Source organism: Halomonas caseinilytica, from assembly GCF_001662285.1.
Taxonomy (GTDB): Bacteria; Pseudomonadota; Gammaproteobacteria; order Pseudomonadales; family Halomonadaceae; genus Halomonas; species Halomonas caseinilytica.
In genome coordinates, this window is sequence record NZ_BDEO01000008.1 from 137,561 (window position 1) to 164,222 (window position 26,662).

At 62.0% G+C, this 26,662-nt stretch carries 27 protein-coding genes; 22 read left to right on the forward strand and 5 right to left on the reverse strand.

All coding sequences use genetic code 11. The features are described 5' to 3' along the window. The first annotated feature begins 85 nt into the window (after positions 1 to 85). Positions 86 to 781: a LuxR C-terminal-related transcriptional regulator gene (locus HSDC_RS10595; RefSeq protein ID WP_064699912.1), complete on the forward strand. Its 696-nt coding sequence runs from the start codon at positions 86 to 88 to the stop codon at positions 779 to 781. Here the strand turns inward: HSDC_RS10595 and HSDC_RS10600 are convergent. The 5 genes from HSDC_RS10600 to HSDC_RS10620 all read right to left on the reverse strand — a co-directional run bounded on the left by HSDC_RS10600 (position 763) and on the right by HSDC_RS10620 (position 6,568). Beyond that, the gene (locus HSDC_RS10600; RefSeq protein ID WP_064699913.1) at positions 763 to 2,004 is read right to left on the reverse strand and encodes a P-loop nucleotide/nucleoside kinase family protein; all 1,242 of its coding nucleotides are present in this window, start codon (positions 2,002 to 2,004) and stop codon (positions 763 to 765) included. The genes HSDC_RS10595 and HSDC_RS10600 overlap by 19 nt on opposite strands. A 27-nt stretch (positions 2,005 to 2,031) precedes the next feature. Further along, on the reverse strand, positions 2,032 to 3,321 hold the full coding sequence (gene hemL, locus HSDC_RS10605; RefSeq protein ID WP_064699914.1) for a glutamate-1-semialdehyde 2,1-aminomutase: 1,290 nt from the start codon (positions 3,319 to 3,321) through the stop codon (positions 2,032 to 2,034). Positions 3,322 to 3,536: 215 nt separating this feature from the next. Further along, a complete protein-coding gene (thiD, locus tag HSDC_RS10610; protein WP_064699915.1) occupies positions 3,537 to 4,364 on the reverse strand; it encodes a bifunctional hydroxymethylpyrimidine kinase/phosphomethylpyrimidine kinase in 828 nt (275 codons plus the stop codon). Next, positions 4,364 to 4,795: a protoporphyrinogen oxidase HemJ gene (hemJ, locus tag HSDC_RS10615; protein ID WP_064699916.1), complete on the reverse strand. Its 432-nt coding sequence runs from the start codon at positions 4,793 to 4,795 to the stop codon at positions 4,364 to 4,366. The genes thiD and hemJ overlap by 1 nt, the downstream gene beginning before the upstream one ends. A 9-nt stretch (positions 4,796 to 4,804) precedes the next feature. Beyond that, positions 4,805 to 6,568 (reverse strand): chloride channel protein, encoded by a 1,764-nt coding sequence (locus tag HSDC_RS10620; RefSeq protein ID WP_064699917.1) that lies wholly within the window; start codon positions 6,566 to 6,568, stop codon positions 4,805 to 4,807. Positions 6,569 to 6,732: 164 nt separating this feature from the next. Between HSDC_RS10620 and argC the strand changes: the two genes are divergently transcribed. The 21 genes from argC to HSDC_RS10725 all read left to right on the forward strand — a co-directional run bounded on the left by argC (position 6,733) and on the right by HSDC_RS10725 (position 26,641). Then, complete coding sequence (argC, locus tag HSDC_RS10625) at positions 6,733 to 7,767, forward strand: N-acetyl-gamma-glutamyl-phosphate reductase (protein WP_064699918.1); 1,035 nt, start codon at positions 6,733 to 6,735, stop codon at positions 7,765 to 7,767. Between the two features lie 108 nt (positions 7,768 to 7,875). Further along, entirely contained in the window at positions 7,876 to 8,229 is a 354-nt protein-coding gene (gene erpA, locus HSDC_RS10630) for an iron-sulfur cluster insertion protein ErpA (protein WP_064699919.1), read from the forward strand. A gap of 113 nt (positions 8,230 to 8,342) precedes the next feature. After that, complete coding sequence (locus HSDC_RS10635) at positions 8,343 to 9,113, forward strand: transporter substrate-binding domain-containing protein (RefSeq protein WP_064699920.1); 771 nt, start codon at positions 8,343 to 8,345, stop codon at positions 9,111 to 9,113. A gap of 282 nt (positions 9,114 to 9,395) precedes the next feature. Continuing rightward, entirely contained in the window at positions 9,396 to 10,121 is a 726-nt protein-coding gene (locus HSDC_RS10640; RefSeq protein ID WP_064699921.1) for an amino acid ABC transporter permease, read from the forward strand. A 14-nt stretch (positions 10,122 to 10,135) separates the two neighbouring features. Then, on the forward strand, positions 10,136 to 10,909 hold the full coding sequence (locus HSDC_RS10645) for an amino acid ABC transporter ATP-binding protein (protein WP_064699922.1): 774 nt from the start codon (positions 10,136 to 10,138) through the stop codon (positions 10,907 to 10,909). A 536-nt stretch (positions 10,910 to 11,445) separates the two neighbouring features. Further along, positions 11,446 to 13,341 (forward strand): tRNA uridine-5-carboxymethylaminomethyl(34) synthesis enzyme MnmG, encoded by a 1,896-nt coding sequence (gene mnmG, locus HSDC_RS10650; RefSeq protein WP_064699923.1) that lies wholly within the window; start codon positions 11,446 to 11,448, stop codon positions 13,339 to 13,341. After that, positions 13,338 to 14,000, forward strand: a complete 663-nt coding sequence (rsmG, locus tag HSDC_RS10655; protein ID WP_064699924.1) for a 16S rRNA (guanine(527)-N(7))-methyltransferase RsmG — start codon at positions 13,338 to 13,340, stop codon at positions 13,998 to 14,000. Before mnmG ends, rsmG begins: the two co-directional genes overlap by 4 nt. Positions 14,001 to 14,028: 28 nt before the next feature. Next, on the forward strand, positions 14,029 to 14,799 hold the full coding sequence (locus tag HSDC_RS10660; protein WP_064699925.1) for a ParA family protein: 771 nt from the start codon (positions 14,029 to 14,031) through the stop codon (positions 14,797 to 14,799). 30 nt (positions 14,800 to 14,829) lie between these two features. Further along, the gene (locus tag HSDC_RS10665) at positions 14,830 to 15,756 is read left to right on the forward strand and encodes a ParB/RepB/Spo0J family partition protein (RefSeq protein ID WP_064699926.1); all 927 of its coding nucleotides are present in this window, start codon (positions 14,830 to 14,832) and stop codon (positions 15,754 to 15,756) included. A gap of 211 nt (positions 15,757 to 15,967) precedes the next feature. Further along, positions 15,968 to 16,354: an ATP synthase subunit I gene (locus HSDC_RS10670; RefSeq protein ID WP_064699927.1), complete on the forward strand. Its 387-nt coding sequence runs from the start codon at positions 15,968 to 15,970 to the stop codon at positions 16,352 to 16,354. Positions 16,355 to 16,368: 14 nt separating this feature from the next. Beyond that, positions 16,369 to 17,193, forward strand: a complete 825-nt coding sequence (gene atpB / locus HSDC_RS10675; RefSeq protein ID WP_064699928.1) for a F0F1 ATP synthase subunit A — start codon at positions 16,369 to 16,371, stop codon at positions 17,191 to 17,193. Positions 17,194 to 17,251: 58 nt separating this feature from the next. Next, complete coding sequence (gene atpE / locus HSDC_RS10680; RefSeq protein ID WP_064699929.1) at positions 17,252 to 17,479, forward strand: F0F1 ATP synthase subunit C; 228 nt, start codon at positions 17,252 to 17,254, stop codon at positions 17,477 to 17,479. 75 nt (positions 17,480 to 17,554) lie between these two features. After that, the gene (locus HSDC_RS10685) at positions 17,555 to 18,025 is read left to right on the forward strand and encodes a F0F1 ATP synthase subunit B (RefSeq protein WP_064699930.1); all 471 of its coding nucleotides are present in this window, start codon (positions 17,555 to 17,557) and stop codon (positions 18,023 to 18,025) included. Positions 18,026 to 18,036: 11 nt separating this feature from the next. Further along, positions 18,037 to 18,576: a F0F1 ATP synthase subunit delta gene (locus HSDC_RS10690; RefSeq protein ID WP_064699931.1), complete on the forward strand. Its 540-nt coding sequence runs from the start codon at positions 18,037 to 18,039 to the stop codon at positions 18,574 to 18,576. Positions 18,577 to 18,592: 16 nt separating this feature from the next. Continuing rightward, positions 18,593 to 20,137, forward strand: coding sequence for a F0F1 ATP synthase subunit alpha (gene atpA, locus HSDC_RS10695; RefSeq protein WP_064699932.1), 1,545 nt, complete (start codon positions 18,593 to 18,595; stop codon positions 20,135 to 20,137). A 66-nt stretch (positions 20,138 to 20,203) separates the two neighbouring features. Beyond that, positions 20,204 to 21,088 carry a F0F1 ATP synthase subunit gamma gene (gene atpG, locus HSDC_RS10700; RefSeq protein ID WP_064699933.1) on the forward strand — a complete coding sequence of 295 codons (885 nt, stop codon included), beginning with the start codon at positions 20,204 to 20,206 and terminating at the stop codon, positions 21,086 to 21,088. Positions 21,089 to 21,135: 47 nt separating this feature from the next. Beyond that, positions 21,136 to 22,512: a F0F1 ATP synthase subunit beta gene (gene atpD, locus HSDC_RS10705; protein ID WP_064699934.1), complete on the forward strand. Its 1,377-nt coding sequence runs from the start codon at positions 21,136 to 21,138 to the stop codon at positions 22,510 to 22,512. A gap of 24 nt (positions 22,513 to 22,536) precedes the next feature. Further along, positions 22,537 to 22,965 carry a F0F1 ATP synthase subunit epsilon gene (locus HSDC_RS10710; RefSeq protein WP_064699935.1) on the forward strand — a complete coding sequence of 143 codons (429 nt, stop codon included), beginning with the start codon at positions 22,537 to 22,539 and terminating at the stop codon, positions 22,963 to 22,965. A gap of 102 nt (positions 22,966 to 23,067) precedes the next feature. After that, positions 23,068 to 24,438, forward strand: a complete 1,371-nt coding sequence (mgtE, locus tag HSDC_RS10715) for a magnesium transporter (RefSeq protein ID WP_064699936.1) — start codon at positions 23,068 to 23,070, stop codon at positions 24,436 to 24,438. 86 nt (positions 24,439 to 24,524) lie between these two features. Continuing rightward, a complete protein-coding gene (locus tag HSDC_RS10720; RefSeq protein WP_064699937.1) occupies positions 24,525 to 25,322 on the forward strand; it encodes an undecaprenyl-diphosphate phosphatase in 798 nt (265 codons plus the stop codon). 176 nt (positions 25,323 to 25,498) lie between these two features. After that, on the forward strand, positions 25,499 to 26,641 hold the full coding sequence (locus tag HSDC_RS10725) for an FAD:protein FMN transferase (RefSeq protein WP_064699938.1): 1,143 nt from the start codon (positions 25,499 to 25,501) through the stop codon (positions 26,639 to 26,641). Positions 26,642 to 26,662 lie beyond the last annotated feature (21 nt).

Here is a 26,662-nt window from a genome sequence, read left to right on the forward strand (position 1 = left end):
AGGACAGCGGTGATGACGCCGTGTTGGGACCATGCATCCTGGCCACGAGTCGAAACGATTGTTCTGTCACGCCAAGGACGCTCCCATGGACAAGGACCACCGTTCCCTGCTTCTGGTCACCGAACCCAGCCCACAGTCCCAGCTGTTCGTCGACTATCTGCGCCAACAGCTCGATTGCCCCGTTGCGCTCGTCCTTCCTCGATCGAGGCCGGTGACACCCGCGCCATCTTCCTCGTTGATATTGCTGGACGTCGATCACATGGATGACGCCTCGCTACAGGCCTGGTACACCGATCATGCCGGCCAGCCTGGCGTGTCGCAGGCCGTATTCAACCTCAGGGATGAGGATCGGGCTGCCGAACTACTGACCACCATGCACCTGCAAGGTGTCTTCTATCGTCAGGACGACCTGTCCCTGATCTGCAAGGGAGTGAAAACCCTAATGGAAGGGCATCCCTGGATGTCCCGGTCATTGATGGCACGCCTGCTGGAATTCCTGCGCCAGCAGCAGCGGAACGTCTATCGTCCGACATACGGCCTCACTCAACGGGAACGGGAGATCATCGGTCTGCTGGGTTCCGGTGCCTCCAACCATGAGATCGCCGAACGCCTGGCCATCAGCGAGCACACTGTGAAGTCACACCTCTACAACACCTTCAAGAAGATCGGCGTCAACACAAGGGGGCAAGCGGTGCGCTGGGCCTGCCAGCACCTTGGTACGCCGCCCCTTTACCTCGAACGCCAAGCTGAAACCGGGCCACCTCAGCGCACGTGCTCCTGAATCAGCCCGGCCAATGTCTCGGCGGCATTGTCGGCGGTCGTATCCAGCCTGACCAGCAGCAGGCGTTCCTCGTCGGTGAAATCTTCGAAGGCCTCGCATTGGCGGGCCAGGATAGCAAGGCTCTCTTCGGCGGGGACGTCCTGACGGGCAGCCCGCTTGGTAATGCGTCGCTCCAGGGTGGCTTCATCGGCCTCGAAACTGATCAACAGCACAGGCAAACCCCGGCCTTCGGCCTGATGACGCAGCAGATCACGTTGCTCGCGCTTGAGGCAGGTGCCATCGATGCAGACCGGTAATCCGGCATCCAGCAAGGCACCGGCACACTTTGCCAGGCGGCGATAGGTGCGCTCCGTGGCCGTCCTGGAAAAGATGTCCACACCCCCTTCGCTTCTTTCCGCCTGTGGATGAATTCCATGTACCCGACGTCTCTCCACATCCGAGCACAAGCGAATCGCCCCCAGCCGACTCACCAGAGTGCGCGTGAAACGACTCTTGCCACTGCCGGCCACGCCAACGCCGATCACCAGAGGCGGAAAGCGGAACTCGGTATATCGCTCGGCAAGTTCGATATACCGACGACAGGCACTCATTGTCTCCGCCAGCAGCGCCGGCTGCTCGTCATCGCCGGCTTCCGCGCGACGCCGCAAGGCCCGGCGCGCACCGGAAAGACACTCGATGACGCGGAAGACCGGCAACAGGCGTGGCAGCTCATAGTCCCCGGAAAGACGCAAGTAGCCATCCAGGGCCTGATGTGAGAGCCGACCCTCATCGCGAACCTCGAGGCCCACCAACAGCGATGCCACGTCGCTGGCCGGATCGAGAGGCCCTTCGGCGCCGGCGCCGTCGAGATCGCGATCAATGGCATTGGCCATCAGGACGCGTCCTTCATCGAGCAATCGGCTACAGGGATGGGCACGAGCCCAGCTTTCGGGCAACAGCAAGCCATTGCGCGAGTTCAGCAACGGGTCGAGACGAGTGATGTTCTCATCGAGCCAGCGAGCCAGATCGGACAACCGGAGACGATCCTCGTCACCGCTCATCAGAGACTCCAGGGCCTGTATCTCGATATCCATCCGTTCACGGACCGCCCGAGTCGCGAGCGATGCATCGTCCTTCGTGTCCTGCCCATGCTCACCATGCCAGGCACAGAGGGACGGGAGCAGCGACGCAAGATCAAGATCGCTTTCTCGAGGCAGGGTTTCGTGGGGCTGTCGCTGGCTCATCGCCTGTCTCCTAGCTGGAACGTCGTCTCAAGCCTGGCGCATCGACGCGAAGGCCGATTCGGCGGCATCGAGGGTCGCCTGAATATCCTCGGGGGCATGGGCGCTGGACATGAAACCGGCCTCGAAGGCTGAGGGCGCCATATAGACACCATGTTCCAGCATGGCGGAGAAGAATTGCCGGAAGGCATCCCCATCGCAGGCCGTGGCCTGAGCGAAGTTATCCACACGGCGCTGGCCGGTGAAGAAGATGCCGAACATGCCGCCCGCCTGCTGGGCAATCATGTCGATGCCGGCCTCCTCGGCCCTGGCCCGAAGCCCATTGCACAGTGTCTCGACACGCTGGGCCAGGGCATCGTGGAAACCTGGTTCGCGGACCTTGTTGAGCAGGGCTATGCCCGCCGCCATGGCCAGAGGATTCCCGGCCAGGGTCCCGGCCTGATAGATCGGCCCGAGTGGCGAGATATTTTCCATGATCGAGCGACGCCCGCCGAAGGCCCCCACCGGCATGCCGCCACCGACGATCTTGCCCAGGCAGGTCAGGTCGGGCGTGACACCGTAATGCGCCTGGGCGCCTCCCATGGCCACCCGGAAGCCGGTCATCACTTCATCGAAGATCAGGACACTCTCGTGACGGTCGCAGACCTGGCGCAATGTCTCGAGAAACCCCGGCTGGGGCGGAATGCAGTTCATGTTGCCGGCCACCGGCTCGACGATGATGCAGGCAATCTGATCCCCCATCTCCTCGAAGCAGGCTTCCACGGCATCGGCATCGTTGTAGGACAGCGTGATGGTGTGTTCCGCCAGGGAAGCCGGCACGCCCGGGGAACTCGGCTCGCCATGGGTGAGGGCGCCGGATCCGGCCTTGACCAGCAGGGAATCGGTATGACCGTGGTAGTTGCCTTCGAACTTGACGATCTTGTCGCGTCCGGTATAGCCACGTGCCAGGCGAACCGCGGACATGGTGGCCTCGGTACCGGAGTTGACCATGCGCACCATCTCGATACTGGGCATCATCTCGCAGATCAGATCGGCCATTTCGGTCTCGATGGCGGTAGGCGTGCCGAAGGAGAGACCGGCATCAATGCGCTCGCGCACAGCTCCGAGGACATCGGGATCGGCATGGCCGGTGATCATGGGTCCCCAGGATCCCACGTAATCGATATAACGCTTGCCTTCCACATCGAACAGATAAGCGCCCTGGGCACGCTCCATGAAGACAGGCGGGCGCTCCAGCCCCTTGAAGGCACGCACCGGCGAATTGACACCGCCGGGAATGTGTCGGCAGGCACGTTCGAAGAGCTGCGCGGATGTGGTCATGTCAACCTCTTGTCCTGTTGAAGGATAACCTTGCGATCGCCTGGAGATGCGATACCCACGGCATCCAGGCTGTGGATAAATCTCTGGATAAGCTTTTGGCTAGCGGTGATCTCGCGGTGAATATCGTCGAAATACGCCTACCCAATCGGCCGATCATCGTGGTTCCATTCTCGACGCAGACGCCGGCAAAGACCAGCCCGATGACCATCGTCGCCTTACGTCATGCCGACCGGTAGCCGCCAGAGCCGCCTCGGCAGACACTGATCCTGCCCGGGTTGCCAGCCATTCGCCAGGGCATTCCAGGTGAAGTTCTGGGCCTGCTCGCAGGCACTGGCCAAGGACTCCCCCAGTGCCAAGCGGGCCGCCAGGGCCGATGCCAGCGTGCATCCCGACCCATGGAAGACGCCATCCAGGCGCGACCATTCCCATTGGCGATCGCCATCCGGCGTATGCAGGGTATGCACGACGCTCTCGGTCGCCTCGCGACCCTCTGGTGCCTCGGTGCCCGTGACCAGTACCGCCTGACAGCCCAAGCGCATCAGGCTCACCGCCTGCTGGGTCTCGTCCTGGTCATCTCCCTCGGCCAGTCGCGACAACTCCAGGTGGTTCGGCGTCAAAATATCCACAAGCGGTAGCACTCGCGACCGATAGCCAGCGACCAGCGCCTCGGTGGATAACTCGCGGCCTCCTCCGGCCTTGAGCACCGGATCCGCCACCACCGGAACGCCAGGACGCTGCCGCACGATCTCCACCACGGCGTCCAGCGTTGCCATATCGGCCACCAGGCCGATCTTGATGGCGGCGATCTCGATATCCACAAGCTCGGCCGCCATCGCCTTGACGAGCTCGGCTCCCACCGGATGGACCGCACTGACGTCTCGACAATTCTGGACCGTCATGGCGGTGGGAATGGTCAGCGCCCATCCACCGCAGGCCGCAATGGCCTCGGCATCGGCCACCAGGCCGGCACCACCGGTAGGGTCATGTCCCCCCAGTACCAGCACTACCGGCAGGTGGGGGTTGGTCGTACGCGGAATCGGCATCAGAACGGCTTCAGCACGGCAAGAATGACGATCGCCAGCAAGGCAATCACGGGCAACTCATTGAAGATGCGGAAATAACGTGGGGAACGCTGGCAGCGCTCGGCAGCAAACTGCTTGAGGTAGATCAGGCAGACATGGTGATAAGCCACCAACAAGGCCACCAGAACGAGCTTGATGTGCATCCATCCCTGCCCGAGCCACGCCGGGGCCTGATAGAGCAGAATGCCGCCGAACACCAGCACGGCGATCATCGAGGGGGTCATGATGCCGCGATACAGCTTGCGCTCCATGGTGGCGAAGTACGCCATGGCCTGTCGCTCGTCCCGGTCACGCGCCGTGGCGTGATAGACATAGAGTCGCGGCAGATAGAACATGGCGGCGAACCAGGTCACCACGGCCACAAGGTGAAGGGCCTTGATCCAGGGGTACATGTCGACTCCTCAAGTGTCGCTGAAGCGGTAGTAACGTTCGATGGCATCACGGGTGATGATACCGGAAATTCGCCTCCTTCCGGGACGATGTCCGTGTTCCACGTACAGGGCATCCACGTGCTTGGTGTTGAGCCGATCGAAGGCCTCGGAGAGGGTCGCCTGCAGATGGATCGGCGCCAGATCCAGGCGCTGACCGGGAATCTCCAGCAAGTCCAGTCGACCGTCCTTGTCGATATTGTCATTCTCATCGTGTTCCAGCATCCAGCGAGCCAGGGCCGCCGCCTTGAGCGCCAGCGTCGGCTTGTCGTCCCGGGAACGCTCGATGACCACCCACTCCGGCTTGCTATCCAGCAGGGCACTGGCCTCGGCCCGGGTCACGCGGCGCGGCGTGCGCACCAGGGCACGCTCCATGACTGCCGGCACCGAGACACGGGAAAGGGCCTGCATCAACGGCTGCTGCAAGGGGTGCAGACCATGGCGCGTGACGCTGATGAAGAAACCGTCGCAGCCGCACAGTTGCCGCGACGTCAATCCCGCCACCACCACAGCCAGCATGCCCGGCAGGATCAGGCCGGGATTATGGGTCAACTCCAGCAACGCCATCAGCGCCGCCAGGGGCGCCTGCAACACCGCACCCATCATCGCTGCCATGCCCAGCATGGCGTATACCTCGGGACCGGCAGCGATCTCGGGCAACAGCCACCCGCCGAACAGGCCACACAAGGCACCGACAGCACCACCGGCCACCAGGACCGGCCCGATGATGCTCACCGGAATGCCGCACGCCACGGTGATCGCCGTCAGCAATAGCTTGCCGATGGCCAGCGCCAGCAACACATCGAGCGACGACGTGCCATTCAGGATGGCTCCCAGGCTGTCGTACCCCATTCCCTGTACCTGGGGATACCACCAGGCCACCGCTCCCACCAGCAGACCGACCACCACCAGGCGTGCCGGAAAGGGCAGGCGCTGCATGACGTTCCCGGAACGCGCCACTCTCACGAAGAATCCCGCCAGCACGCCGATCACCAGGGCACTGAGCACAATCCAGGGCAAGTCGAAGAGCGATTCCAGCTCCACGCCGCTCATCTGGAAGGGGCGCTCGCCCCCATAAGCCACCCTCGCCACCAGAGCGCCGATCGTCGACGCCAGGATCACCGGCATGAAACCGGTGATGGTGTATTCCATCATCACCACTTCCATGGCGAAGATGACCCCGGCGATCGGGGTATTGAATGAAGCCGAGATACCGGCGGCGGTGCCGCAGGCCACCAGAACGCGCAGACTGTTGTGAGGCAGGCGCAACCGCTGGCCAAGTCCACTGGACGCTGCAGCACCGAGATGGATGGCCGGTCCCTCGCGTCCGGCGGACAGCCCGCCGAGCACCGACACCAGACCGACCCACCACTGCGTGAACCAGTTGCGCATCGGGAAGCGCCCCTGATGATAGGTCAGTCGTTCAATGACATGCGCCACGCCGATCTGGCGCCCGGCAGGCGGCTGGCGCCATAACCACAGGCCGATCAGCGTCACTGACAGCAACGGCAACGAGGCTCTGAGCGCGGGAGACAGCCCCTCGAACGCCTCGGGATCGGCATCGGGCATGAACGCCATGGCACCGACTTCCAGCATCAAGCGGAAGCCGACCATCAATCCTCCGGTGATCAATCCCGAGAAGACACCCAGAACGCACAATTGAGGCAGGGCATCGACACTGGCCAGCCGACGGCGGAAACCGTCGAGGGTGAAATCGGGTAACGGGCGTCGCGACAAGGTGACCTTCCTCTGGACCCTGGCATTATCCGAGCAATCGATGAACGCAGAGACATGTTCGACAAGGCTCTGACACTGGATGACCCCCCACTGGGTAGGCCATGCTTCTCTTGTGTATCATATCCAGAGACAGAGGTCCCAGCGTCCACCATGAGGAGTCCATCGTGATCAAGGTCGGAATCGTCGGCGGCACCGGCTATACCGGAGTCGAACTGCTCAGGTTGTTGGCTCGCCATCCGCACATCAGTGTCGAGGCCATCACCTCGCGCAGCGAGGCCGGACTGGCGGTCAGCGAGCTGTACCCCAACCTGCGCGGACATTACGACGAGCTGCGTTTCAGCGAACCCGACCCGGCGCGACTGGCCGCCTGCGACGTCGTGTTCTTCGCCACGCCTCATGGCGTGGCGCATGCCCTGGCCGGTGATCTTCTCGCCCGGGGGACCCGGGTCATCGACCTGTCGGCGGATTTCCGCCTGCGCGACGCCGAGGAATGGACGCAATGGTACGGGCAACCGCACGGTGCCCCCGAACTGCTCGACGAAGCGGTCTACGGCCTGCCCGAGACCAACCGCGAGCGCATTCGCGACGCTCGCCTGATTGCCGTGCCCGGCTGTTATCCCACTGCCGTGCAGCTCGGCCTGCTGCCACTGCTGGAGAGCGGGTCGATCGATCCGGGCAGGATCATTGCCGACTGCAAGTCCGGCGTCACCGGCGCCGGACGAGGCGCCAAGGTGCCCTCGCTGCTGGCCGAGGCCAGCGAATCGATGAAATCCTACGGCGCCTCGGGGCATCGTCATCTGCCGGAGATCCGCCAGGGACTCGGCGACGCGGCGGGCAGCACGGTGGGCTTGACCTTCGTGCCACACCTGACGCCCATGATCCGCGGTATCCACGCCACCCTGTATGGCCAGCTCCATGCCGATACCGAGGATCTCCAGGCGTTGTTCGAGCGCCGCTTCGCCAATGAACCCTTCGTCGACGTGATGCCGGCGGGCAGCCATCCCGAGACTCGCAGCGTCAAGGGTGCCAACATGTGCCGCCTGGCCGTGCATCGTCCCGGCGACGGCGACACCGTGGTCGTGCTCTCGGTGATCGACAATCTGGTCAAGGGCGCATCCGGCCAGGCGGTGCATAACCTCAACCTGATGTTCGGCTTCGACGAAACCGCCGGGCTCGACGCCCCGGCGATGATGCCCTGACACCACCGCACTCTCATGGGCCATTTCGCCACAATAGTTGACCCTTTTACTGGGTGGTGTGGATAATCGTGGCATGAACCACATCCACCGATTACGAGGAGGTCACCGATGAGCGGTGTCGCATCCTTCGTTCCTACACCGCTGTTGCTGTCCGACAGCGCCAAGGCGCGCCTCAAGAGCCTGATCGAAGAAGAGGGCAACCGCGATCTCAAGCTGCGGGTCTACGTGACCGGCGGCGGGTGCTCGGGTTTCCAGTACGGCTTCGATTTCGCCGACTCGGTCGCAGAGGACGATACGCTGGTAGAGTTCGATGACGTGGCTCTGGTGGTCGATCCCCTTTCCTACCAGTATCTGGTCGGTTCCACCGTGGATTTCGAGGAAGGCCTGGCCGGGGCACGCTTCATGATCCAGAACCCCAACGCCACCACCACCTGCGGCTGTGGCGCCTCCTTCATGGTCTGAACGAGACCGTTGATCTGGCGCTAAATGGCGCCACCGGCCCGGACTTGACGCTTTCACGACAACTCGCCATGGTGGATGAGTATTCCACAATAATTGCTTCCATGGGGAAACGTATGAAACGTCAACTGAAGGCGGTCTCGCTGGCATCCTGCATCGGCCTAGGTCTGAGCGTCTCCGGCCTGGCCGTCGCTCAGGAACAGACCCTCGACGTGGCTACCGACCCGAGCTTCGTGCCCTTCGAGATGATGGATCAGGAAACCGGCGAGATGGTCGGTTTCGACATGGACATCATCAAGGAAATCTCCGAACGGGCCGGGTTCGACTATGATCTCCGGACCATGGACTTCAACGGCATCATTCCTGCCGTTCAGACCGGTAACATCGATATCGCCATCGCCGGTATCACCATTACCGACGAACGCGCCGAAATCGTCGACTTCTCCGATCCCTACTACGACAGCGGCCTGAAACTGCTGGTCAATGCCGATGACGACAGCATCCAGACCGTCGAGGACCTGGAAGGCAAGAAGGTCGGTACCAAGGTCGGTTCCACCAGCTACGACTATCTCGAGGAAAACCTCGGCGACAGCGCCGACATCACTCCCTATCCGGGCTCCAGCGACATGTACATGGCGCTGCTCGGCGGCAGTGTCGATGCAGTCTTCTACGATGCGCCCAATGTCGGCTACTTCTCCCAGACCAAGGGGGAAGGGCGCGTCAAGACGGTCGGTCCGCTCTACGAAGGCCAGCAATACGGCCTTGCCATCGCCAAGGGCAGCGAATGGGTCGAACCCATCAACGAGGCACTGGCCGCCATGAAGGAAGACGGCACCTACGATGACATCCACGCCAAGTGGTTCGGATCTTCATCGGACGAGGAATGATCCGTCTGCCTTGCTGAAACACGGGGTTGGGTCCCAGGGCCCGACCCCGTTGCGTTGTGCCTGTACCCAAGCACTCAGGAAACGCTGAATAAATCACCGAGCATGGCAAAGCGCAGGGCACGCGAAGCACAGAAAGCGAGACATAACGGAAAGTTTGGCGAGCTTTCGACCGGGCTGGCGCACCAGCACCGCGCACAGATTCGCCGGGAGCGAATTTGAACCGTCTTGCGACGGGACCGCAGGCTAGCCGCCACCCCTGGCGGCCATGGCGAAGCGCGTTGCATGCTCAGGCATTTAGGCAGTGTTTCCCTCACCCAGGAAACGCTGACGGGAGACCCCCAAGTGGACTTTCAATTCGACTGGCAGGCGGCCTTCGCCTCCATTCCGCATCTTGCACCGGGTATCCCCTACACCCTGCTCATTTCCTTCGGTGGCCTGGCCATCGGCTTCATCATCGGCATCATCTTCGGCTTGCTGCGCATCAGTCCGACGGCCTGGCTGCGAATGCCCGCCGTGGCCTATATCGAAATCTTTCGCGGAACCCCTGTACTGGTACAGGTCCTGTTCATCTTCTACGGCCTGCCGCAACTGCTCGGCGGCCCGATCAATGCCCTGGTCGCCGGCATCGCAGCCATCGCCGTCAACTCCGGCGCCTACATCTCGGAGATCGTACGCGGAGGCGTCCAGTCCATCGAACGAGGCCAGCGCGAAGCCGGGCTTTCCCTGGGGCTGTCGAGGGTCCAGACCTTCCGCTACATCATCTGGCCCCAAGCCTTCCGACGCATGATCCCGCCGCTGGGTAATCAGGGCATCATCAGTATCAAGGACACTTCGCTGTTCTCGGTCATCGGCGTCGGTGAACTGGTCCGCCAGGGACAGATCTACATCGCCACCACCTTCACCGCCCTGGAGGTCTACCTGATGGTCGCCATGCTCTACCTGGCGATCACCCTGACGCTCTCGCTTGCGTTGCGCTTGCTCGAGCGCAAGGGCCTGGTCGGACAATGAAAGGAATGCACGACATGAATCACGAGAAGTCCACGTCCGATGGCGAGGCCATCGTGCGGCTGAACAAGCTCAACAAACACTTCGGCGACTTTCACGTTCTTCAGGACATCGACCTGACGGTAACGCCAGGTGAGGTGGTGGTGATCATCGGTGCCAGCGGCTCCGGCAAATCGACCCTGATCCGCTGCATCAATGGCCTCGAGGAGTTCCAGCAAGGCGAACTGGACGTCGATGGCAATCCCCTGCTGCCCGACGGCAAGGCAACTCAGGCGCTGCAGAAGATCCGTACCGAAGTCGGCATGGTCTTCCAGCAATTCAACCTGTTCCCGCACCTGAGCGTGCTCGACAACGTGATCCTGGCGCCGATGAAGGTCCGTGGCCTGAGCCGTGATGCCGCCGTCGAGACAGGGGAACGCCTGCTGGCTCGGGTCGGCATCAGCGACCAGATAGACAAGTACCCCACACAGCTGTCCGGCGGCCAGCAGCAGCGGGTGGCACTAGCACGCGCCCTGGCCATGGAACCTCGGCTGATGCTCTTCGATGAGCCCACCTCGGCGCTGGACCCGGAAATGATCGGTGAAGTGCTCGATGCCATGCGCGAGCTGGCCAACGAGGGCATGACCATGATGATCGTGACCCACGAGATGGGGTTTGCCCGCGAGGTGGCCGATCGGGTCATCTTCATCGACAAGGGTCGGATCGTCGAGGAAGGCCCGCCCGAGACGATCTTCGATTCCCCCTCTGAAGCGCCCACGCAAAGCTTCCTGTCTCGCGTGCTCAAGCACTGATATCACCTCTCTCAGCATACCTTGAAAGGCCCTGTCGTTACCGACAGGGCCTTTTTTCTGCCTGTGGAAAACCCAAGCGGCACAAGCGCTGTTATCACGCCACGACGCCCGCCATTGGCGGGATGTGGAAAAACAGGGTGGGTTGTTCACAGTCACGGTGACAATCACGGTAGACATCGGTGGAAAAGCCGTGCTCGCGCTCGCCTGTGGGCAACACGATCTTTCATCCACAGGCCCCGAACACATCGTCCGCAGGCCGCCAGCGTCTTTTCCTACTTTCGATCAACACTGCAATCTATTGAAAGGAAAGAAATAAAACGGTTTATCCACGGAAAACGTCCACACCAGTAGTTACTACAGCAACAGAACTTCTTATTCTTATATTGTTTATGTAATAGGTAATGACTCAGCAGAAGGGCGAGGATGAAAATCTGGGTGTGGAAAACCCTGACGATTACCCACAGGAGGGTTATACTGGCTGGCTGATTTCATCCCCGATCCGCAATATCGGCGCCTGGCGCCGAACGAGGTGAACCTTGGAGTACCCCGACCGTTTCGATGTCATCGTCATCGGTGGTGGTCACGCGGGCACCGAAGCCGCATTGGCCTCGGCCCGCACGGGCTGCCGGACACTGCTTCTGACCCACAACATCGAGACCCTCGGTCAGATGTCGTGCAATCCTGCCATTGGCGGGATCGGCAAGAGCCACCTGGTCAAGGAAATCGATGCCCTGGGGGGCGCCATGGGGCTGGCCACCGACATGGGCGGTATCCAGTTTCGTGTGCTCAACGCTCGAAAGGGACCAGCCGTGCGCGCAACTCGTGCCCAGGCGGATCGCGTTCGCTACAAGGCCGCCATTCGCGGCATGCTGGAAAACCAGCCCAACCTGACGCTCTTCCAGCAGGCAGCCGGCGATCTCATCGTCGAGGGCGACCAGGTTCGCGGTGTATGCACCGAAACGGGGATTCGCTTCATGAGCGAGACCGTGGTGTTGTGCACAGGCACCTTCCTCGGCGGCGTTATCCACATCGGCCTGGACAACAGTCGTGGAGGCCGTGCTGGCGATCCGCCCTCCAATGCCCTGGCCGAGCGCTTGCGTGCCTTGCCGTTTCGCGTCGATCGCCTGAAGACCGGCACCCCACCGCGTCTCGATGCCAAGAGCGTGGACTTTTCGAAGCTCGACGAGCAGCCTGGTGATGAGCCAACGCCGGTCATGTCCTATCTCGGCGAACGCAGCCAGCATCCGCGCCAGGTGAGCTGCCATATCGCGCACACCAACGAGCGGACCCACGAGATCATCCACGCCAATCTGGAGCGTTCGCCGATGTTCTCCGGGGCCATCGAGGGTGTCGGTCCCCGCTACTGCCCCTCCATCGAGGACAAGGTGCATCGCTTCGCTGACAAGGCAAGCCACCAGATCTTCGTCGAGCCGGAGGGACTGGACACGCACGAGTTGTATCCCAATGGCATCTCCACGTCCTTGCCGTTCGACGTCCAGCTGCAGGTGGTCCGCTCGATCCGAGGGCTGGAAAACGCGCACATCACGCGTCCCGGTTACGCCATCGAATATGATTTCTTCGATCCGCGTGACCTGAAGCATTCCCTCGAGACGAAATTTATCCACAACCTGTATTTCGCCGGGCAGATCAACGGCACCACCGGTTACGAGGAAGCAGGAGCCCAGGGGCTTCTGGCCGGGCTCAATGCCGCACGGCGGGCTCGGGGGCTCGATGCCTGGTGGCCGCGTCGCGACGAGGCTTATCTCGGGGTTCTGGTCGACGATTTGATCACTCTCGGCACCCGGGAGCCTTACCGGATGTTCACCTCTCGCGCGGAATACCGTCTGCTGCTGCGTGAGGACAACGCCGACATGCGCCTCACCGAGACGGGTCGAGAACTGGGGCTGGTCGATGATCGACGCTGGGCAGCGTTCAGTGCCAAGCGAGAGGCTGTGGAGCGTGAGACATCGCGCCTCAAGGCCTGCTGGATTCAACCGGGCAGCGAGGCCGCCAAGCGTGTCACCGAAACCACCGGTCAGGCGCTGAAGCGCGAATACAATCTGCTCGAGCTGCTCAGGCGCCCCGAACTCGGCTATCGGGATGTGGCCGGGCTGGTCGGGGAACCCGTCGACGACGAGCGGGTTGCCGACCAGGTCCAGATCCAGGCCAAGTATCAGGGTTACATCGATCGTCAGCAGGAAGAGATCGACAAGCTCAAGCGCCATGAGGCCACGCCGCTGCCTGACGACCTTGACTATGATCAGGTCGAAGGACTCTCCAACGAGATTCGCCAGAAACTCGTCGAGGCTAGGCCCGAGACGCTGGCCCAGGCATCGCGCATCTCCGGTGTCACGCCAGCGGCGGTATCGATCCTGCTGATTCACCTGAAAAAGCGACGTCTGCTCGACGATAGCCGGGTGGCCAACGGATGACCCAGGATAATCATGGGCTGCGCGAACGCCTGGAACGAGGCCTGAGCGAGCTCGGTATCGATGCCGGGCCAAGACCTCGGGAAGGTCTGTTGTCCCTGTTGACGCTGTTGCACAAGTGGAACCGCGCCTATAACCTCACCGCGGTACGGGCACCCGAAGAGATGGTCTCCCGGCATGTGCTCGACAGCGCGGCCGTGGCGCCTTTCGTGACGGGATCGACATTGCTCGATGTTGGCGCCGGCCCCGGCTTGCCAGGACTGGTACTGGCGATCCTGGAGCCTGAGCGTCGGGTGACCCTGCTCGACAGCAATGGCAAGAAGGTGCGCTTCCAACGCCAGGCGGTAATGGAGCTGGGTCTGACCAATGTCACGCCCGTCCAGGCTCGGGTCGAGGCCTTCGAAGGGCCGGAGAACGGCTACTGCGAGGTCATCTCCCGCGCTTTTGCCAGTCTCGGCGATTTCGTCTCGCTGAGTGCCGACCTGGTGGCCGATGAGGGACGGTGGCTGGCCATGAAGGGCCCCGCCGTGGATGATGAACTGAGCGGGTTGCCCGAGAACGTGGCACCGGTCGCCAGCCATGAGCTGACCGTGCCCTTCGAGACCGGCCAGCGTCGGCTCGTGATCCTCGAGCGTACCGATTCCACCCAGGGTCGCCCCTGAGGCGTCCGTCACTCGCAAGGAAGTCGCCGTGACCAAGATCATCGCCTTGACCAACCAGAAGGGCGGCGTAGGCAAGACCACCACCGCCGTCAACCTGGCTGCCAGCCTGGCCGCCCTGGATCGACGCGTGCTGCTGGTCGACCTTGATCCCCAGGGGCATGCCACCATGGGCAGTGGCGTCGACAAGCACGAACTCGACGGCAGCGTCCTCGATGTCGTGCTAGGTGAACGCAAGCCCAGTGAGGTGATCCTCGATTGTCCCGAGGCCGGTTTCGCCCTGTTGCCCGGCAATGGTGACCTGACCGCCGCCGAGGTGGAGCTGCTGGAGCGCGACGAGGGGCGCGAGCGTTGCCTGGTCAAGGCATTGGAGGATGTGGCGGCCGAGTACGACGTGGTGCTGATCGACTGCCCGCCATCGCTGAACATGCTCACCGTCAACGCCCTGACGGCCGCCGATGGCGTGCTCATCCCGCTGCAGTGCGAGTTCTATGCCCTCGAGGGACTCTCGGCTCTGCTCGATACCATCGAGCAGATCAAGGATAGCGTGAATCCCTCACTCGAGATCTTTGGCATCCTGCGCACCATGTTCGACAGTCGCAACAGCCTGACCCGTGATGTCAGCAAGCAGCTGCGCGATTATTTCGGCGATGCGCTGCTCAAGGCCACCATCCCGCGTAACGTGCGGGTCGCCGAGGCGCCGAGCCATGGCCTGCCGGTGACCAAGTACGCTCGCTTCTCGCGGGGCAGCCAGGCCCATCGGGTGCTGGCCAAGGAATTGATTCGTCGCCTGTCGTTGTAACCGTATAGCCCTGGAAATGAGGGAAGCTCGATGACGCGCAAACAACGCGCCCTGGGACGTGGCTTGGATGCCTTGATCGGCGCCAACGCTCGACGCCGTGACAGCCTTGATCTGCCCGAGGTCGATACGTCACTGGAGGGAGCCGAACAGGACGATGGCGCCCAGGTACTGCCGGGATCGGAGGAACGACTCGAACGCCTGCCGCTTGGTCAGCTGACGCGAGGCCGCTACCAGCCACGTCGTGACATTCAGCCCGAGGCACTGGAAGAACTCGCCGACTCGATTCGTGCCCAGGGGGTCATGCAGCCGATCGTGGTGCGTCCCATCGACGAGGAGCGCTACGAGATCGTTGCCGGCGAACGTCGCTGGCGGGCGGCCCAGCTGGCGGAGCTCGATGTCATCCCGGCGGTGATCCGCGAGGTCTCCGACGAAGTGGCCCTGGCCCTGGCGTTGATCGAGAACATCCAGCGCGAGAGCCTCAACCCGGTCGAAGAGGCCATGGCAATGAAGCGCCTGCTCGACGAGTTCGAGCTGACGCAGCAACAGGCCGCTGACGCCGTCGGCCGTTCACGGGCCCAGGTGGCCAATCTGCTGCGACTGTTGTCGCTGGATCCCGAGGTGCAGACCCTGCTCGAGCGGGGCGATCTCGACATGGGACATGCGCGCGCACTCCTGGCGCTGTCCGGTGCCAAGCAGCGCAAGGCCGCGCATGAGGTGGTCAACAAGGATCTGACGGTACGTGCCACCGAGGCCTTGGTGAAGCAACTGGCCGCCGGAGGACGCAAGAAGGCCGAGAAGTCCGAGCCGAGCCCGGATGTGGCCAGGCTGGAGTCCCGCCTGGGCGAGCTGCTCGGCGCACCGGTGAAAATCCAGCATGGCCAGAGCGGCAAGGGGCGAGTGACCATCCGCTATGCCAGTCTCGAAGAGCTGGATGGCATTCTCGAACACATACGTTGAGGCGTGGACGCCATTTAGCATGCTAAAGAAGTTCGCGCTTTTTCATCGACTTTTAGTCGTAAGCTAGCGCGATATCGCGCATATTCGCCCCTTATCCGGTTGAAGCCGACGGGTCGCTTCCCTATAATCGCGCCGGACCGCCGACGTTGTCGGACGCGGTGGTCATTGAGGAGGCCTGGGTGCCACGACAAGGTTGATAAACGGAGACCTCATGGCAGCCAGGATCAAGCGCCCCGGCATTCGGCGACTGTTACTTGCACAATTGGTCGTGATAGTCATGATGACGGGGGTTGGCGCCTTGTCGGGAGGAAGTCCCAGCGCCTACTCAGCTTTCGTGGGCGGGGTCGTGGCCTTCTTGCCCAATGCCTTTTTTGCCTGGCGAGCCTTCCGCTATCGGGGAGGACGTCACGCCAAGAACATCGTGAGTGGCTTCTATCGAGCGGAAGCCGGCAAGTTTGGTTTGACGGTGGCTCTTTTGACCGTGGTGTTCGTCGCAGTGCCCCCCTCAAATCATGCTTTCTTCTTTGGCGCTTATGTGGTGATGCTGTTCGTTCACTGTCTGGCCGCCGTGCTGGGCACACGACCATCACCCAACTGAAATCGAGGCAGCTCATGGCAGGCAACAACCCGACTCCCACGGAGTATATTCAGCATCACCTGCAGAATCTGACATACGGCTACCACCCCGAGAACGGTTGGTCCATCGCGCACTCCAGCACCGAGGCCCAGGAAATGGGCTTCTGGGCTATCCACCTGGATACCATGGGCTGGTCGCTGGCCATGGGGGTGTTGTTCATCTGGCTGTTCAGAAAGGTGGGCAAGGCCGCTACCACCGGGGTGCCGGGCAAGCTGCAGAACGCCATAGAAATGGTCTTCGAGTTCATCGAAGGCACCGTGCGTGGCGCTTTCCATGGCAAGAACTCCCTGATTGGCCCGCTGGCATTGACGCTGTTTGTCTGGATCTTCCTGATGAACCTGCTCAAGCTCGTGCCAGTCGATCTGGCCCCTGCGTTGTTCGCCCGTCTCGGGGTCGAATACATGAAGCTGGTGCCTACTACCGATCCTAATGCCACCCTGGGCATGGCGCTGGGCGTGTTCTGCCTGATCATCTACTACAGCATCAAGGTCAAGGGACTCGGCGGCTTTGCCAAGGAGCTTTCACTGACGCCCTTCAACCATTGGTTATTGATCCCCTTCAACCTGGTGATGGAAATCATCAGCTTGCTCGTCAAGCCGCTCAGTCTGGGGCTGCGACTCTTCGGCAACATGTTCGCAGGCGAGGTGATCTTCATCCTGATTGCTCTGTTGCCGTTCTGGGTTACCTGGACGCTCAACGTTCCCTGGGCCATCTTCCATATCCTGGTCATCACCCTGCAGGCATTCATCTTTACCGTCCTGACGGTGGTCTACCTGAATGCGGCCCATGAGCATCACTGAATCACGCAGCATCTGATAAACCCTTGAACCTTAACCTCAACTCGATAGGAGTATCACCATGGAACTCGTCTACATCGCCGCCTCTCTCATGATCGGTCTGGGCGCTCTGGGCACTGGTATCGGCTTCGCACTGCTGGGGGGCAAGTTGCTCGAGACGACTGCCCGTCAGCCGGAGCTGGCCAACCAGCTGCAGACCAAGACCTTCCTGATGGCTGGCCTGCTGGACGCCGTGCCGATGATCGGTGTGGGTATCGCGATGTACCTGATCTTCGTTGTTGCCGGCTAACGAATTGCACACCGAGCGCGCTGCGCTCGGTTTGCTTGTTTCCGGTCGCCACGAATCTGTCAGAGGTACGTCCTTGTGAATATCAACATGACGCTTATCGGACAAATGATCGCCTTCGCGATCTTTGTCTGGTTTTGCATAAAGTACGTGTGGCCACCGATCAACAATGCGCTTCACGAGCGCCAGAAAAAGATCGCCGATGGCCTGGACGCTGCGAGCCGTGCTGCACGTGACCTCGAATTGGCCGAGCAACAGGCCGAGGAGACGCTGCGTGAGAGCAAGGAGCAGGCGGCTGAGATTCTGGAAAACGCCCATAAGCGGTCCAACCAGATGATCGACGAGGCACGTGAGCAGGCCCGCCAGGAAGGCGAGCGCATGATCGCCAATGCCAAGACCGAGATAGATCAGGAAGTCAACCGCGCGAAGGAAGAGCTGCGTGGACAGGTATCGCGGCTCGCTATCGTGGGGGCAGAGCGCATTCTGGAATCCTCCATTGACGAGAAGCAGCACGCGAAGCTCGTCGACAAACTCGCTGAAGAGCTTTGAGGAGGTGACCCATGGCGCAACTGTCAACTGTCGCTCGCCCCTATGCCAAGGCAGTCTTCGAGTACGCCACTGAACACCAGGCACTCGAAGACTGGGCCGGCATGCTCGACAGCGTGGCGCAGGCCGTCGGCAACGATGACCTGCGTCGGCAGGTGCTCGGCAACCCGCGGCTGACCAGCGCGCAGAAGGTGGACCTGCTCGTCGATATCTGCGGTGATGCCGTGAACGACGAGCTGCGCAACTTCCTTTTCCAGGTCGGTCAGAAGGGCCGCCTGGCGGCTCTGCCGGCCATCGCCGAGCAGTTCGCACTGCTCAAGGCCCAGCAGGAGGAGCGTATGGACGTGGACATCGTCTCCGCCTTCCCGCTGGACGACGCGCAGCAACAAACGCTCGCGAGTGCGCTGGCCAAGCGTTTGAACCGCGAAATCTCCATTACCACTCAGGTGGATAGCAGCCTTCTGGGCGGCGTTGTCCTGCGTGCCGGCGATACCGTCATCGACGGATCGGTGCGTGGTCGACTGAATCGCCTCCGTGAGGCCCTTTCCGCCTGAGTCTGAGGGACATGGCATGCAGCAACTGAATCCTTCCGAGATCAGCGACATCATCAAGCAGCGTATCGAGAAGCTGGATGTCGCATCCGAAGCCCGCAATCAGGGCACCATCGTCAGCGTGTCTGACGGTATCGTGCAGATCCACGGTCTTGCCGACGCGATGTTCGGCGAGATGATCGAGTTCCCCGGCGGCATCTATGGCATGACGCTGAACCTCGAGCGCGACAATGTCGGCGCCGTGGTACTGGGGGATTATCTGCAGCTCGAAGAGGGCATGACCGCCCAGTGCACCGGGCGCATCCTTGAAGTGCCGGTAGGCCCGGAACTGCGTGGTCGCGTGGTCGATGCCCTGGGCAACCCGATCGATGGCAAGGGTGAGCTGGGCACCGACAAGACCGATGCGGTCGAGAAGGTGGCTCCGGGCGTCATCACCCGTCAGTCCGTCGACGAGCCGATCCAGACCGGCTTCAAGTCGATCGATTCCATGGTGCCGATCGGTCGTGGTCAGCGTGAGCTGATCATCGGCGACCGCCAGATCGGCAAGTCCGCCATCGCCATCGATGCCATCATCAACCAGAAGGGCAAAGACGTCACCTGCGTCTACGTGGCCATCGGTCAGAAGCAGTCGACGATTGCCAACGTGGTGCGCAAGCTCGAAGAGCATGGCGCCATGGAGCACACCATCGTGGTTGCCGCCGGCGCCGCCGATCCGGCTCCGATGCAGTTCCTCGCGGCCTATTCAGGCTGCACCATGGGCGAGTACTTCCGCGATCGCGGTGAAGACGCCCTGATCGTCTATGACGATCTCTCCAAGCAGGCCGTGGCCTATCGTCAGGTTTCCCTGTTGCTGCGTCGTCCGCCGGGCCGCGAGGCCTTCCCGGGTGATGTCTTCTACCTCCACTCGCGTCTGCTCGAGCGTGCCGCTCGCGTGAATGCTGATTATGTCGAGAAGGCCACTAACGGCGAGGTGAAGGGCAAGACCGGTTCATTGACCGCGCTGCCGATCATCGAGACCCAGGGCGGCGACGTCTCCGCGTTCGTACCGACCAACGTGATCTCCATCACCGACGGTCAGATATTCCTGGAAACCGATCTGTTCAACTCGGGCGTCCGTCCGGCGATCAACGCCGGCCTGTCGGTATCCCGCGTGGGTGGCTCGGCGCAGACCAAGATCATCAAGAAGCTCGGCGGCAGCGTGCGTCTGGCCCTGGCCCAGTATCGTGAGCTGGCGGCCTTCGCCCAGTTCGCTTCCGATCTGGATGAGGCCACCCGCAAGCAGCTGGAGCACGGCCAGCGGGTCACCGAGCTGATGAAGCAGCATCAGTACGCGCCGATGTCCGTGGCCGAAATGGCCGTTTCCCTGTATGCCGCCAACGAAGGCTATCTGGAAGATGTCGAGGTCAAGAAGGTACTTGATTTCGAGCGTGCCTTGCAGGACTTCATGAAGTCCGAGTACGCCGAACTGCTCGACAAGATCAACCAGAGTGGCGACTACAGCGACGAGATCAAGAGCGGCTTGAAGGAAGGTCTCGACAAGTTCAAGGCGACTCAGAGCTGGTAATCCGCCGGCCCGCTCTTCGGAGCGGGCCATGGAGCTTTCTGAGTCCACGAACAAGGGTAGATCGCTATGGCAGCCGCAAAAGAGATTCGCTCCCAGATCGGGAGTATCAAGAACACGCAGAAGATCACCAGCGCCATGGAAATGGTCGCTGCGTCGAAGATGCGCAAGGCGCAGGACCGCATGCGGGCCAGCCAGCCCTACGCCAAGCAGATCCGCAAGGTCGTGGGCCATCTCGCCGATGCCAACCCGGAATACAAGCATCCGTGGATGGAAGAGCGCGAGGTCAAGCGTGTCGGTTTCATCGTGGTGTCCAGCGACCGCGGACTGTGCGGTGGCTTGAACGTCAACCTGTTCAAGTCCGTCGTCAAGGAAGCCAAGGCCTGGCATGACCAGGGGGCAGAGCTTGATTTCTGCACGCTTGGCAGCAAGGCGAGCACGTTCTTCCGCAAGTACGGCGGAAACCTCGTGGCGGCCAAGAGCGGGCTGGGCGAGGCGCCCCGGGCCGAGGATCTGATCGGCAGCGTCAAGGTGATGCTGGATGCCTACGACGAGGGCAAGCTGGACCGCCTTTATGTGGTGTTCAACGAATTCGTCAACACCATGACCCAGAAACCGGTGGTCCGTCAGCTGTTGCCGCTGTCTACCGACATGGGTACCGAGGCGCAGGACGACGAGGAATTCGAGCGTCCCAGTAGCTGGGACTACCTGTATGAGCCGGATGCCAAGGCGCTGCTGGATAGCCTGCTCGTGCGCTTCGTCGAGGCGCAGGTCTATCAGGCGGTGGTCGAGAACGTGGCCTGCGAGCAGGCCGCACGCATGATCGCGATGAAGAGTGCCACCGACAACGCCGGCAACCTGATCGACGACCTGGAACTGGTGTACAACAAGGCCCGTCAAGCGGCCATTACCCAGGAAATTTCCGAGATCGTCGGTGGCGCCGCCGCCGTATAGCGCCAGGCATACAGGTTTCATTTGCAGGTACTTTGAGAGGAACCAAGATGAGCGGACGTATCGTACAAATCATCGGCGCGGTGATTGACGTAGAGTTTCCGCGGGACGAAGTGCCCAAGGTCTACGACGCGCTGACGGTCTCGAACAGCGAGACCATCCTTGAGGTCCAGCAGCAGCTGGGCGACGGCGTGGTGCGCACCATCGCCATGGGCTCCACCGAGGGGCTCAAACGCGGTCTCGAGATCGACAACACCGGTGCCGCCATTTCCGTGCCGGTAGGCAAGGAGACACTGGGCCGCATCATGAACGTGCTGGGCGAGCCGATCGACGAGGCTGGCGAGATCGGTGAGCAAGAGCGCATGCCGATCCACCGCAAGGCGCCCGGCTACGCGGATCAGGCGGCCACCGAAGAGCTGCTGGAGACCGGCATCAAGGTCATCGACCTGGTCTGTCCCTTCGCCAAGGGCGGCAAGGTTGGCCTGTTCGGCGGCGCCGGCGTCGGCAAGACCGTCAACATGATGGAGCTGATCCGCAACATCGCCACCGAGCACAGCGGTTACTCCGTCTTTGCCGGTGTCGGTGAGCGGACCCGTGAGGGCAACGACTTCTATCACGAGATGCAGGAGTCCAACGTTCTCGACAAGGTCTCCCTGGTCTACGGCCAGATGAACGAGCCGCCGGGCAACCGCCTGCGCGTGGCGCTGACCGGTCTGACCATCGCCGAGAAGTTCCGCGATGAAGGCCGCGACGTGCTGCTGTTCGTCGACAACATCTACCGTTACACCCTGGCCGGTACCGAGGTGTCCGCACTGCTGGGCCGCATGCCGTCCGCGGTGGGCTATCAGCCGACTCTGGCCGAGGAGATGGGTGTCCTGCAGGAGCGCATCACCTCCACCAAGACGGGCTCCATCACGTCCGTGCAGGCGGTCTACGTTCCCGCGGACGACCTGACCGACCCGTCGCCGGCGACCACCTTCTCGCACCTTGACGCCACCGTGGTACTGGCGCGTTCCATCGCCGAGCTGGGTATCTACCCGGCCATCGACCCGCTGGATTCCACCTCTCGTCAGCTGGATCCGCTGGTCATCGGCGAGGAGCACTACAAGGTCGCTCGTGGTGTACAGGGCGTGCTGCAGCGCTACAAGGAGCTCAAGGACATCATTGCCATCCTGGGCATGGACGAGCTGTCCGACGAGGACAAGCTTTCCGTGGCTCGGGCGCGCAAGATCCAGCGCTTCCTGTCGCAGCCGTTCTTCGTTGCCGAGGTGTTCACCGGTTCTCCCGGCAAGTATGTCTCTCTCAAGGAGACTATCCGCGGGTTCCAGGGTATCCTCGACGGCGAGTACGACGAGCTGCCGGAGCAGGCCTTCTACATGGTCGGCACCATCGACGAGGCCGTCGAGAAAGCCAACCAGATGAAGTAATCCCTCCACCTGGGAGACGTCATCATGACGAAAAGCATCAGATGCGAGGTCGTCAGCGCCGAGGCGTCGATCTACTCCGGCGAAGCCGAGCAGGTCGTGGCGGCCGGCTGCATGGGGGATCTCGGTATCCTCGGTGGCCACACGCCGCTGCTGACCGAGTTGGCGCCCGGGCCGGTACGTATCGTCCGAGGCGGGGGTGAGGAGGATCACTTCTACGTCTCGGGGGGCTTCCTCGAGGTGCAGCCCGATGTGGTCACCGTGCTGGCCGATACCGCCGTGCGTGCCGATGATCTTGACGAGGCCGCCGCCGAGAAGGCCCGCCAGGAGGCGCTTCAGGCCATGAACGACAAGACCGCGGAGCTGGACTATACTCGCGCCGCGGCCGAGTTGGCCGAAGCCATGGCCCAGTTGCGTACCATCCAGCAGCTGCGTCGCAAGGCGGGTCGCGGCTGACGCCAGCGCCACGCCGAGCGTGATTGACGAGGGCGCCTCCCGGATTCATTTCGGGAGGCGTTTTCGTGTTCGTATCGTGTCGTGCCGACGGAGACACTATCCATGCCACTCAGCGAGTCCCTCGAGCAACACAAGGAAGAACTGCTCCATGCTCTGGAAATGGACGATCAGGGGCAGCTGAACGCCCAGTTGCCCGAACTGCGTTCGGCGGATATCGCCGAGATTCTGCAGGAACTGCTCGATCAGGATGATGAGCTGCGCGGCCGAGCCTTGCTGGATAGCCTGCCTCTGGAACGCCAGGCCAGCGTGCTTGGCCATTTGCATGGCGAGGAACAGCTCACCTTCACGGCTGCCATGCGCGATGACAAGTTGCAGGCAGTGCTCGAGGAGATGGGGGCCGACGAGCGAGCCGACCTGTTCAAGGTACTCGGCGAGGATCGCCGCGAGGTTCTCCTGCGCCGCATGGCACACCGGGAACGGGAAGAACTCATGCGCCTGGCCAGTTACGAGGAGGGAACTGCCGGGGCCTTGATGACGTCCGACTATGTGGCGATTCCCATGGGCATGACCGTCTCGCGGGCGATGATGCGTGTCCGTCAGACCGCACCTGACGCGGAGACGGTCTATCAGCTCTATGTGCTGGATGCCGAGGGTCGCCCGGCCGGCACCATGTCGTTGCGCCAGTTGATGGTGGCCCGCCCCGGGGCTCGGGTCGATGAGTTGATGATCCGTGATGTCATTCACGCCACCGTGGATACGCCCCAGGAAGAGGTGGCCCGGCTCGTGGCGCGTTACGACATGCTGGCGGTGCCGGTGGTCGACGAGGAACATCGGCTGGTCGGTATTGTCACTCACGATGATGCTCTGGACGTGGTCGAGTCCGAGGCCACCGAAGATATCCACAAGGGGATGTCCATCGGCCAGCTTGAAGACGGTGTCAGTCGAGTCCCTTTGCTCAGCCTCTATCGCAAGCGAGTGACATGGCTGGTGCTGCTGGTATTCGGCAATCTGCTGTCGGGAGCCGGCATCGCGCACTTTGAGGAGACCATCGCCGCTCAGGTCGCCCTGGTGTTCTTCCTGCCGCTGTTGATCGGCAGTGGCGGCAACGCCGGCGCTCAGGCCGCGACCCTGATGGTGCGGGGCATGGCTACCGGGGATGTCGGGGTTCGTGACTGGGGCAAGCTGCTGGGACGCGAGCTGCTGGTCGCGGGGTCGCTGGGGCTGACCATGGCCCTGGCGGTGGCGCCGATCGGCGTGATGCGCGGCGGTGAAGCGGTGGCGCTGGTGGTGGCGGTGAGCATGATCTCGATCGTGCTGTTCGGCAGTCTGCTCGGCATGTGCCTGCCTTTCGTGCTCGATCGGTTCGGCTGGGATCCGGCAACTGCCTCGGCGCCCTTGGTAACCACCTTGATCGATGCGTCCGGCGTGTTGATCTACTTCAGTTTTGCCACCTTGATCCTTTCTGGTGGCTGATAGGGCGGACAGTGGGAGGTGGGATGTGTATCCTCAAGCCCCGATTGCCCGCGGGCGACGCTTCCCACCCTGAGATAGAGTGCCTCATGGATTGGCTACAGATCGTTCTGCTTTCCATTGTCCAGGGACTGACCGAGTTCCTGCCGGTTTCCAGTTCCGCTCACCTGATCCTGGTTCCGGTGTTGACCGACTGGCCGGACCAGGGATTGGCGTTTGATGTGGCACTGCATCTCGGCAGCTTGACGGCAGTGGTGCTGTATTTTCGCGACGAGCTCACGGCCATGACGAAAAGCTGGTGCGGCAGTCTGGCCGGTCGCGGCACCGATGAGGACGCTCGCCTGGCCTGGTGGGTGGTGCTGGCGACGATTCCGGTCTGTGTGGTTGGCCTGGCATTCAAGGATGTCATCGAGGACGCGATGCGTTCTCCGTTGGTGTTGGCCGGCGGCCTGATCGTCTTCGGTGTGGTGCTCGGCTACGTCGACTGGCGTCATCGTGGCCGGCGCAACGAGTATCGGATGGGCTGGCGCGATGCATTGTGGATCGGACTGGCGCAGGCCCTGGCGTTGATTCCCGGCACCTCGCGTTCCGGTATCACCATGACTGCCGCACTGATGCTGGGGTTGACCCGGGAAGCCGCGGCACGCTTTTCCTTCCTGTTGTCGATTCCGGTGATCGTGCTGGCCGGGGGGCTCGAAGCGCTGGAGCTGATCCGTTCACCGTTGCCGGTAGACTGGATAGCCATGCTGGTGGGGGCAGTGCTGTCGGGGATCAGTGCCTACCTGTGTATCCACTTCTTCCTGGCCTTCATCAAGCGAATCGGGATGCAGCCCTTCGTGATCTATCGTCTCATTCTGGGGTTTGCCCTGATCTGGCTGTTTGGATGAGTCAGTACTTCATCGAGCCGGAGATAGGATGAGCTGTTCGGCGACAAGTCTTCGCGAGGGCGCTGTAAACCCATCCCTGGGCGCTACATCCGCCACTCCCTGGCGGATGACCCTCGCTCTGCCTTGTCCCCGGCGCTCATCCTGTTCGCTGGTTAGGTTCCTTCTGGAGTTTTGTCATGTCACTTTCCAAACGTTACCTGGCTTTCCTGATAATGCTGCTGGCCATCTTGCTGGCCGGTTGCTCGGAACGGAAGCTGGAAGCGCCCGTCACCTTGCAGGGCGATATCTTCGGTACCTTCTATCAGGTGACCATTGCCGATCCGATCACTGCCGAGCGTCGTGATGCACTGGAGCAGGGCATTCTCGACGAACTGGAGGCGGTGGACGCCTCGATGTCGACCTATCGCGATGACGCCGAACTGGTGGCTTTCAACAAGTCGCCGGTGGATGAGTGGCAGACGCTTTCTGCACCGCTGATCCACGTGATGGATATCGCCCGGTCAGTGGGCGAAGCCAGTGGCGGTGCCTTCGATGTCACCGTGGGTGGGCTGGTCAACCTGTGGAGTTTCGGTCCCGAGGCACGTCCCGAGGAAGTGCCCTCCGATGCCCTCATCGAGCAGCGTCTTGCCGAGGTCGGCATGGAGACGCTGGAGCTCGATGTGGCCTCGAATCGTGCACGGCGTTTGAAGGATGTCTTCGTCGATCTTTCCGGCGTGGCCAAGGGGTATGCCACTGACCGTGTCGCGGCCTATCTGGCCGATCAAGGGGTGGAGAACTACCTGGTCAATCTGGGAGGCGAGGTCAAGGTGGATGGCCATCGCGATGGAGCGGACGAGCCTTGGCGCATCGGTGTCGAAGTACCGCGCAATGGCCGCCCCCAGGCGGAGCACGTTTTGCCCCTGGAGGACACCTCGGTGGCCACCTCGGGCGACTATCGCAATTACTTCGAGGCGGATGGACGCCGCTACTCGCATACCATCGATCCGCGTACCGGCCGACCGATCCAGCATCGTCTTGCCTCGGTGACGATCATTGATCCTTCCAATGCCCGGGCCGATGCCTGGGCCACGGCCATGACGGTGCTCGGCGAGCGTGAGGGCATGACCTTGGCCCAGCGACACGACCTGGCGGTGTTGATGCTGGTGCGTCAGGGAGATGGCTGGCAGAGTCTGGCAAGCCCCGCCTTTGCGGCATACTTCGGCCAAGACCTGGTCGACAGGCTGGGAATCGAGGTGGTGAAGGCCTCCGACAACGCAAGCATGGCCGCTGATGAAGGCAAAGGAAAGAACCAGATGGCCAGTGACATGGCCGACGCCTAGAATGAACCGGATCTGATGAGT

What these genes read in the sequence shown, in the direction of transcription:
- HSDC_RS10665 (WP_064699926.1), top strand. Translation starts at nt 14,830, where the DNA reads ATGACGCGCAAACAACGCGCCCTGGGACGTGGCTTGGATGCCTTGATC.
- HSDC_RS10720 (WP_064699937.1), top strand. Translation starts at nt 24,525, where the DNA reads ATGGATTGGCTACAGATCGTTCTGCTTTCCATTGTCCAGGGACTGACC.
- HSDC_RS10690 (WP_064699931.1), top strand. Translation starts at nt 18,037, where the DNA reads ATGGCGCAACTGTCAACTGTCGCTCGCCCCTATGCCAAGGCAGTCTTC.
- atpD (WP_064699934.1), top strand. Translation starts at nt 21,136, where the DNA reads ATGAGCGGACGTATCGTACAAATCATCGGCGCGGTGATTGACGTAGAG.
- HSDC_RS10640 (WP_064699921.1), top strand. Translation starts at nt 9,396, where the DNA reads ATGCTCAGGCATTTAGGCAGTGTTTCCCTCACCCAGGAAACGCTGACG.
- HSDC_RS10670 (WP_064699927.1), top strand. Translation starts at nt 15,968, where the DNA reads ATGGCAGCCAGGATCAAGCGCCCCGGCATTCGGCGACTGTTACTTGCA.
- HSDC_RS10595 (WP_064699912.1), top strand. Translation starts at nt 86, where the DNA reads ATGGACAAGGACCACCGTTCCCTGCTTCTGGTCACCGAACCCAGCCCA.
- atpE (WP_064699929.1), top strand. Translation starts at nt 17,252, where the DNA reads ATGGAACTCGTCTACATCGCCGCCTCTCTCATGATCGGTCTGGGCGCT.
- hemL (WP_064699914.1), bottom strand. Translation starts at nt 3,321, where the DNA reads ATGACCACATCCGCGCAGCTCTTCGAACGTGCCTGCCGACACATTCCC.
- HSDC_RS10635 (WP_064699920.1), top strand. Translation starts at nt 8,343, where the DNA reads ATGAAACGTCAACTGAAGGCGGTCTCGCTGGCATCCTGCATCGGCCTA.
- erpA (WP_064699919.1), top strand. Translation starts at nt 7,876, where the DNA reads ATGAGCGGTGTCGCATCCTTCGTTCCTACACCGCTGTTGCTGTCCGAC.
- HSDC_RS10725 (WP_064699938.1), top strand. Translation starts at nt 25,499, where the DNA reads ATGTCACTTTCCAAACGTTACCTGGCTTTCCTGATAATGCTGCTGGCC.
- atpB (WP_064699928.1), top strand. Translation starts at nt 16,369, where the DNA reads ATGGCAGGCAACAACCCGACTCCCACGGAGTATATTCAGCATCACCTG.
- rsmG (WP_064699924.1), top strand. Translation starts at nt 13,338, where the DNA reads ATGACCCAGGATAATCATGGGCTGCGCGAACGCCTGGAACGAGGCCTG.
- HSDC_RS10600 (WP_064699913.1), bottom strand. Translation starts at nt 2,004, where the DNA reads ATGAGCCAGCGACAGCCCCACGAAACCCTGCCTCGAGAAAGCGATCTT.
- hemJ (WP_064699916.1), bottom strand. Translation starts at nt 4,795, where the DNA reads ATGTACCCCTGGATCAAGGCCCTTCACCTTGTGGCCGTGGTGACCTGG.
- HSDC_RS10645 (WP_064699922.1), top strand. Translation starts at nt 10,136, where the DNA reads ATGAATCACGAGAAGTCCACGTCCGATGGCGAGGCCATCGTGCGGCTG.
- HSDC_RS10710 (WP_064699935.1), top strand. Translation starts at nt 22,537, where the DNA reads ATGACGAAAAGCATCAGATGCGAGGTCGTCAGCGCCGAGGCGTCGATC.
- thiD (WP_064699915.1), bottom strand. Translation starts at nt 4,364, where the DNA reads ATGCCGATTCCGCGTACGACCAACCCCCACCTGCCGGTAGTGCTGGTA.
- atpA (WP_064699932.1), top strand. Translation starts at nt 18,593, where the DNA reads ATGCAGCAACTGAATCCTTCCGAGATCAGCGACATCATCAAGCAGCGT.
- mgtE (WP_064699936.1), top strand. Translation starts at nt 23,068, where the DNA reads ATGCCACTCAGCGAGTCCCTCGAGCAACACAAGGAAGAACTGCTCCAT.
- atpG (WP_064699933.1), top strand. Translation starts at nt 20,204, where the DNA reads ATGGCAGCCGCAAAAGAGATTCGCTCCCAGATCGGGAGTATCAAGAAC.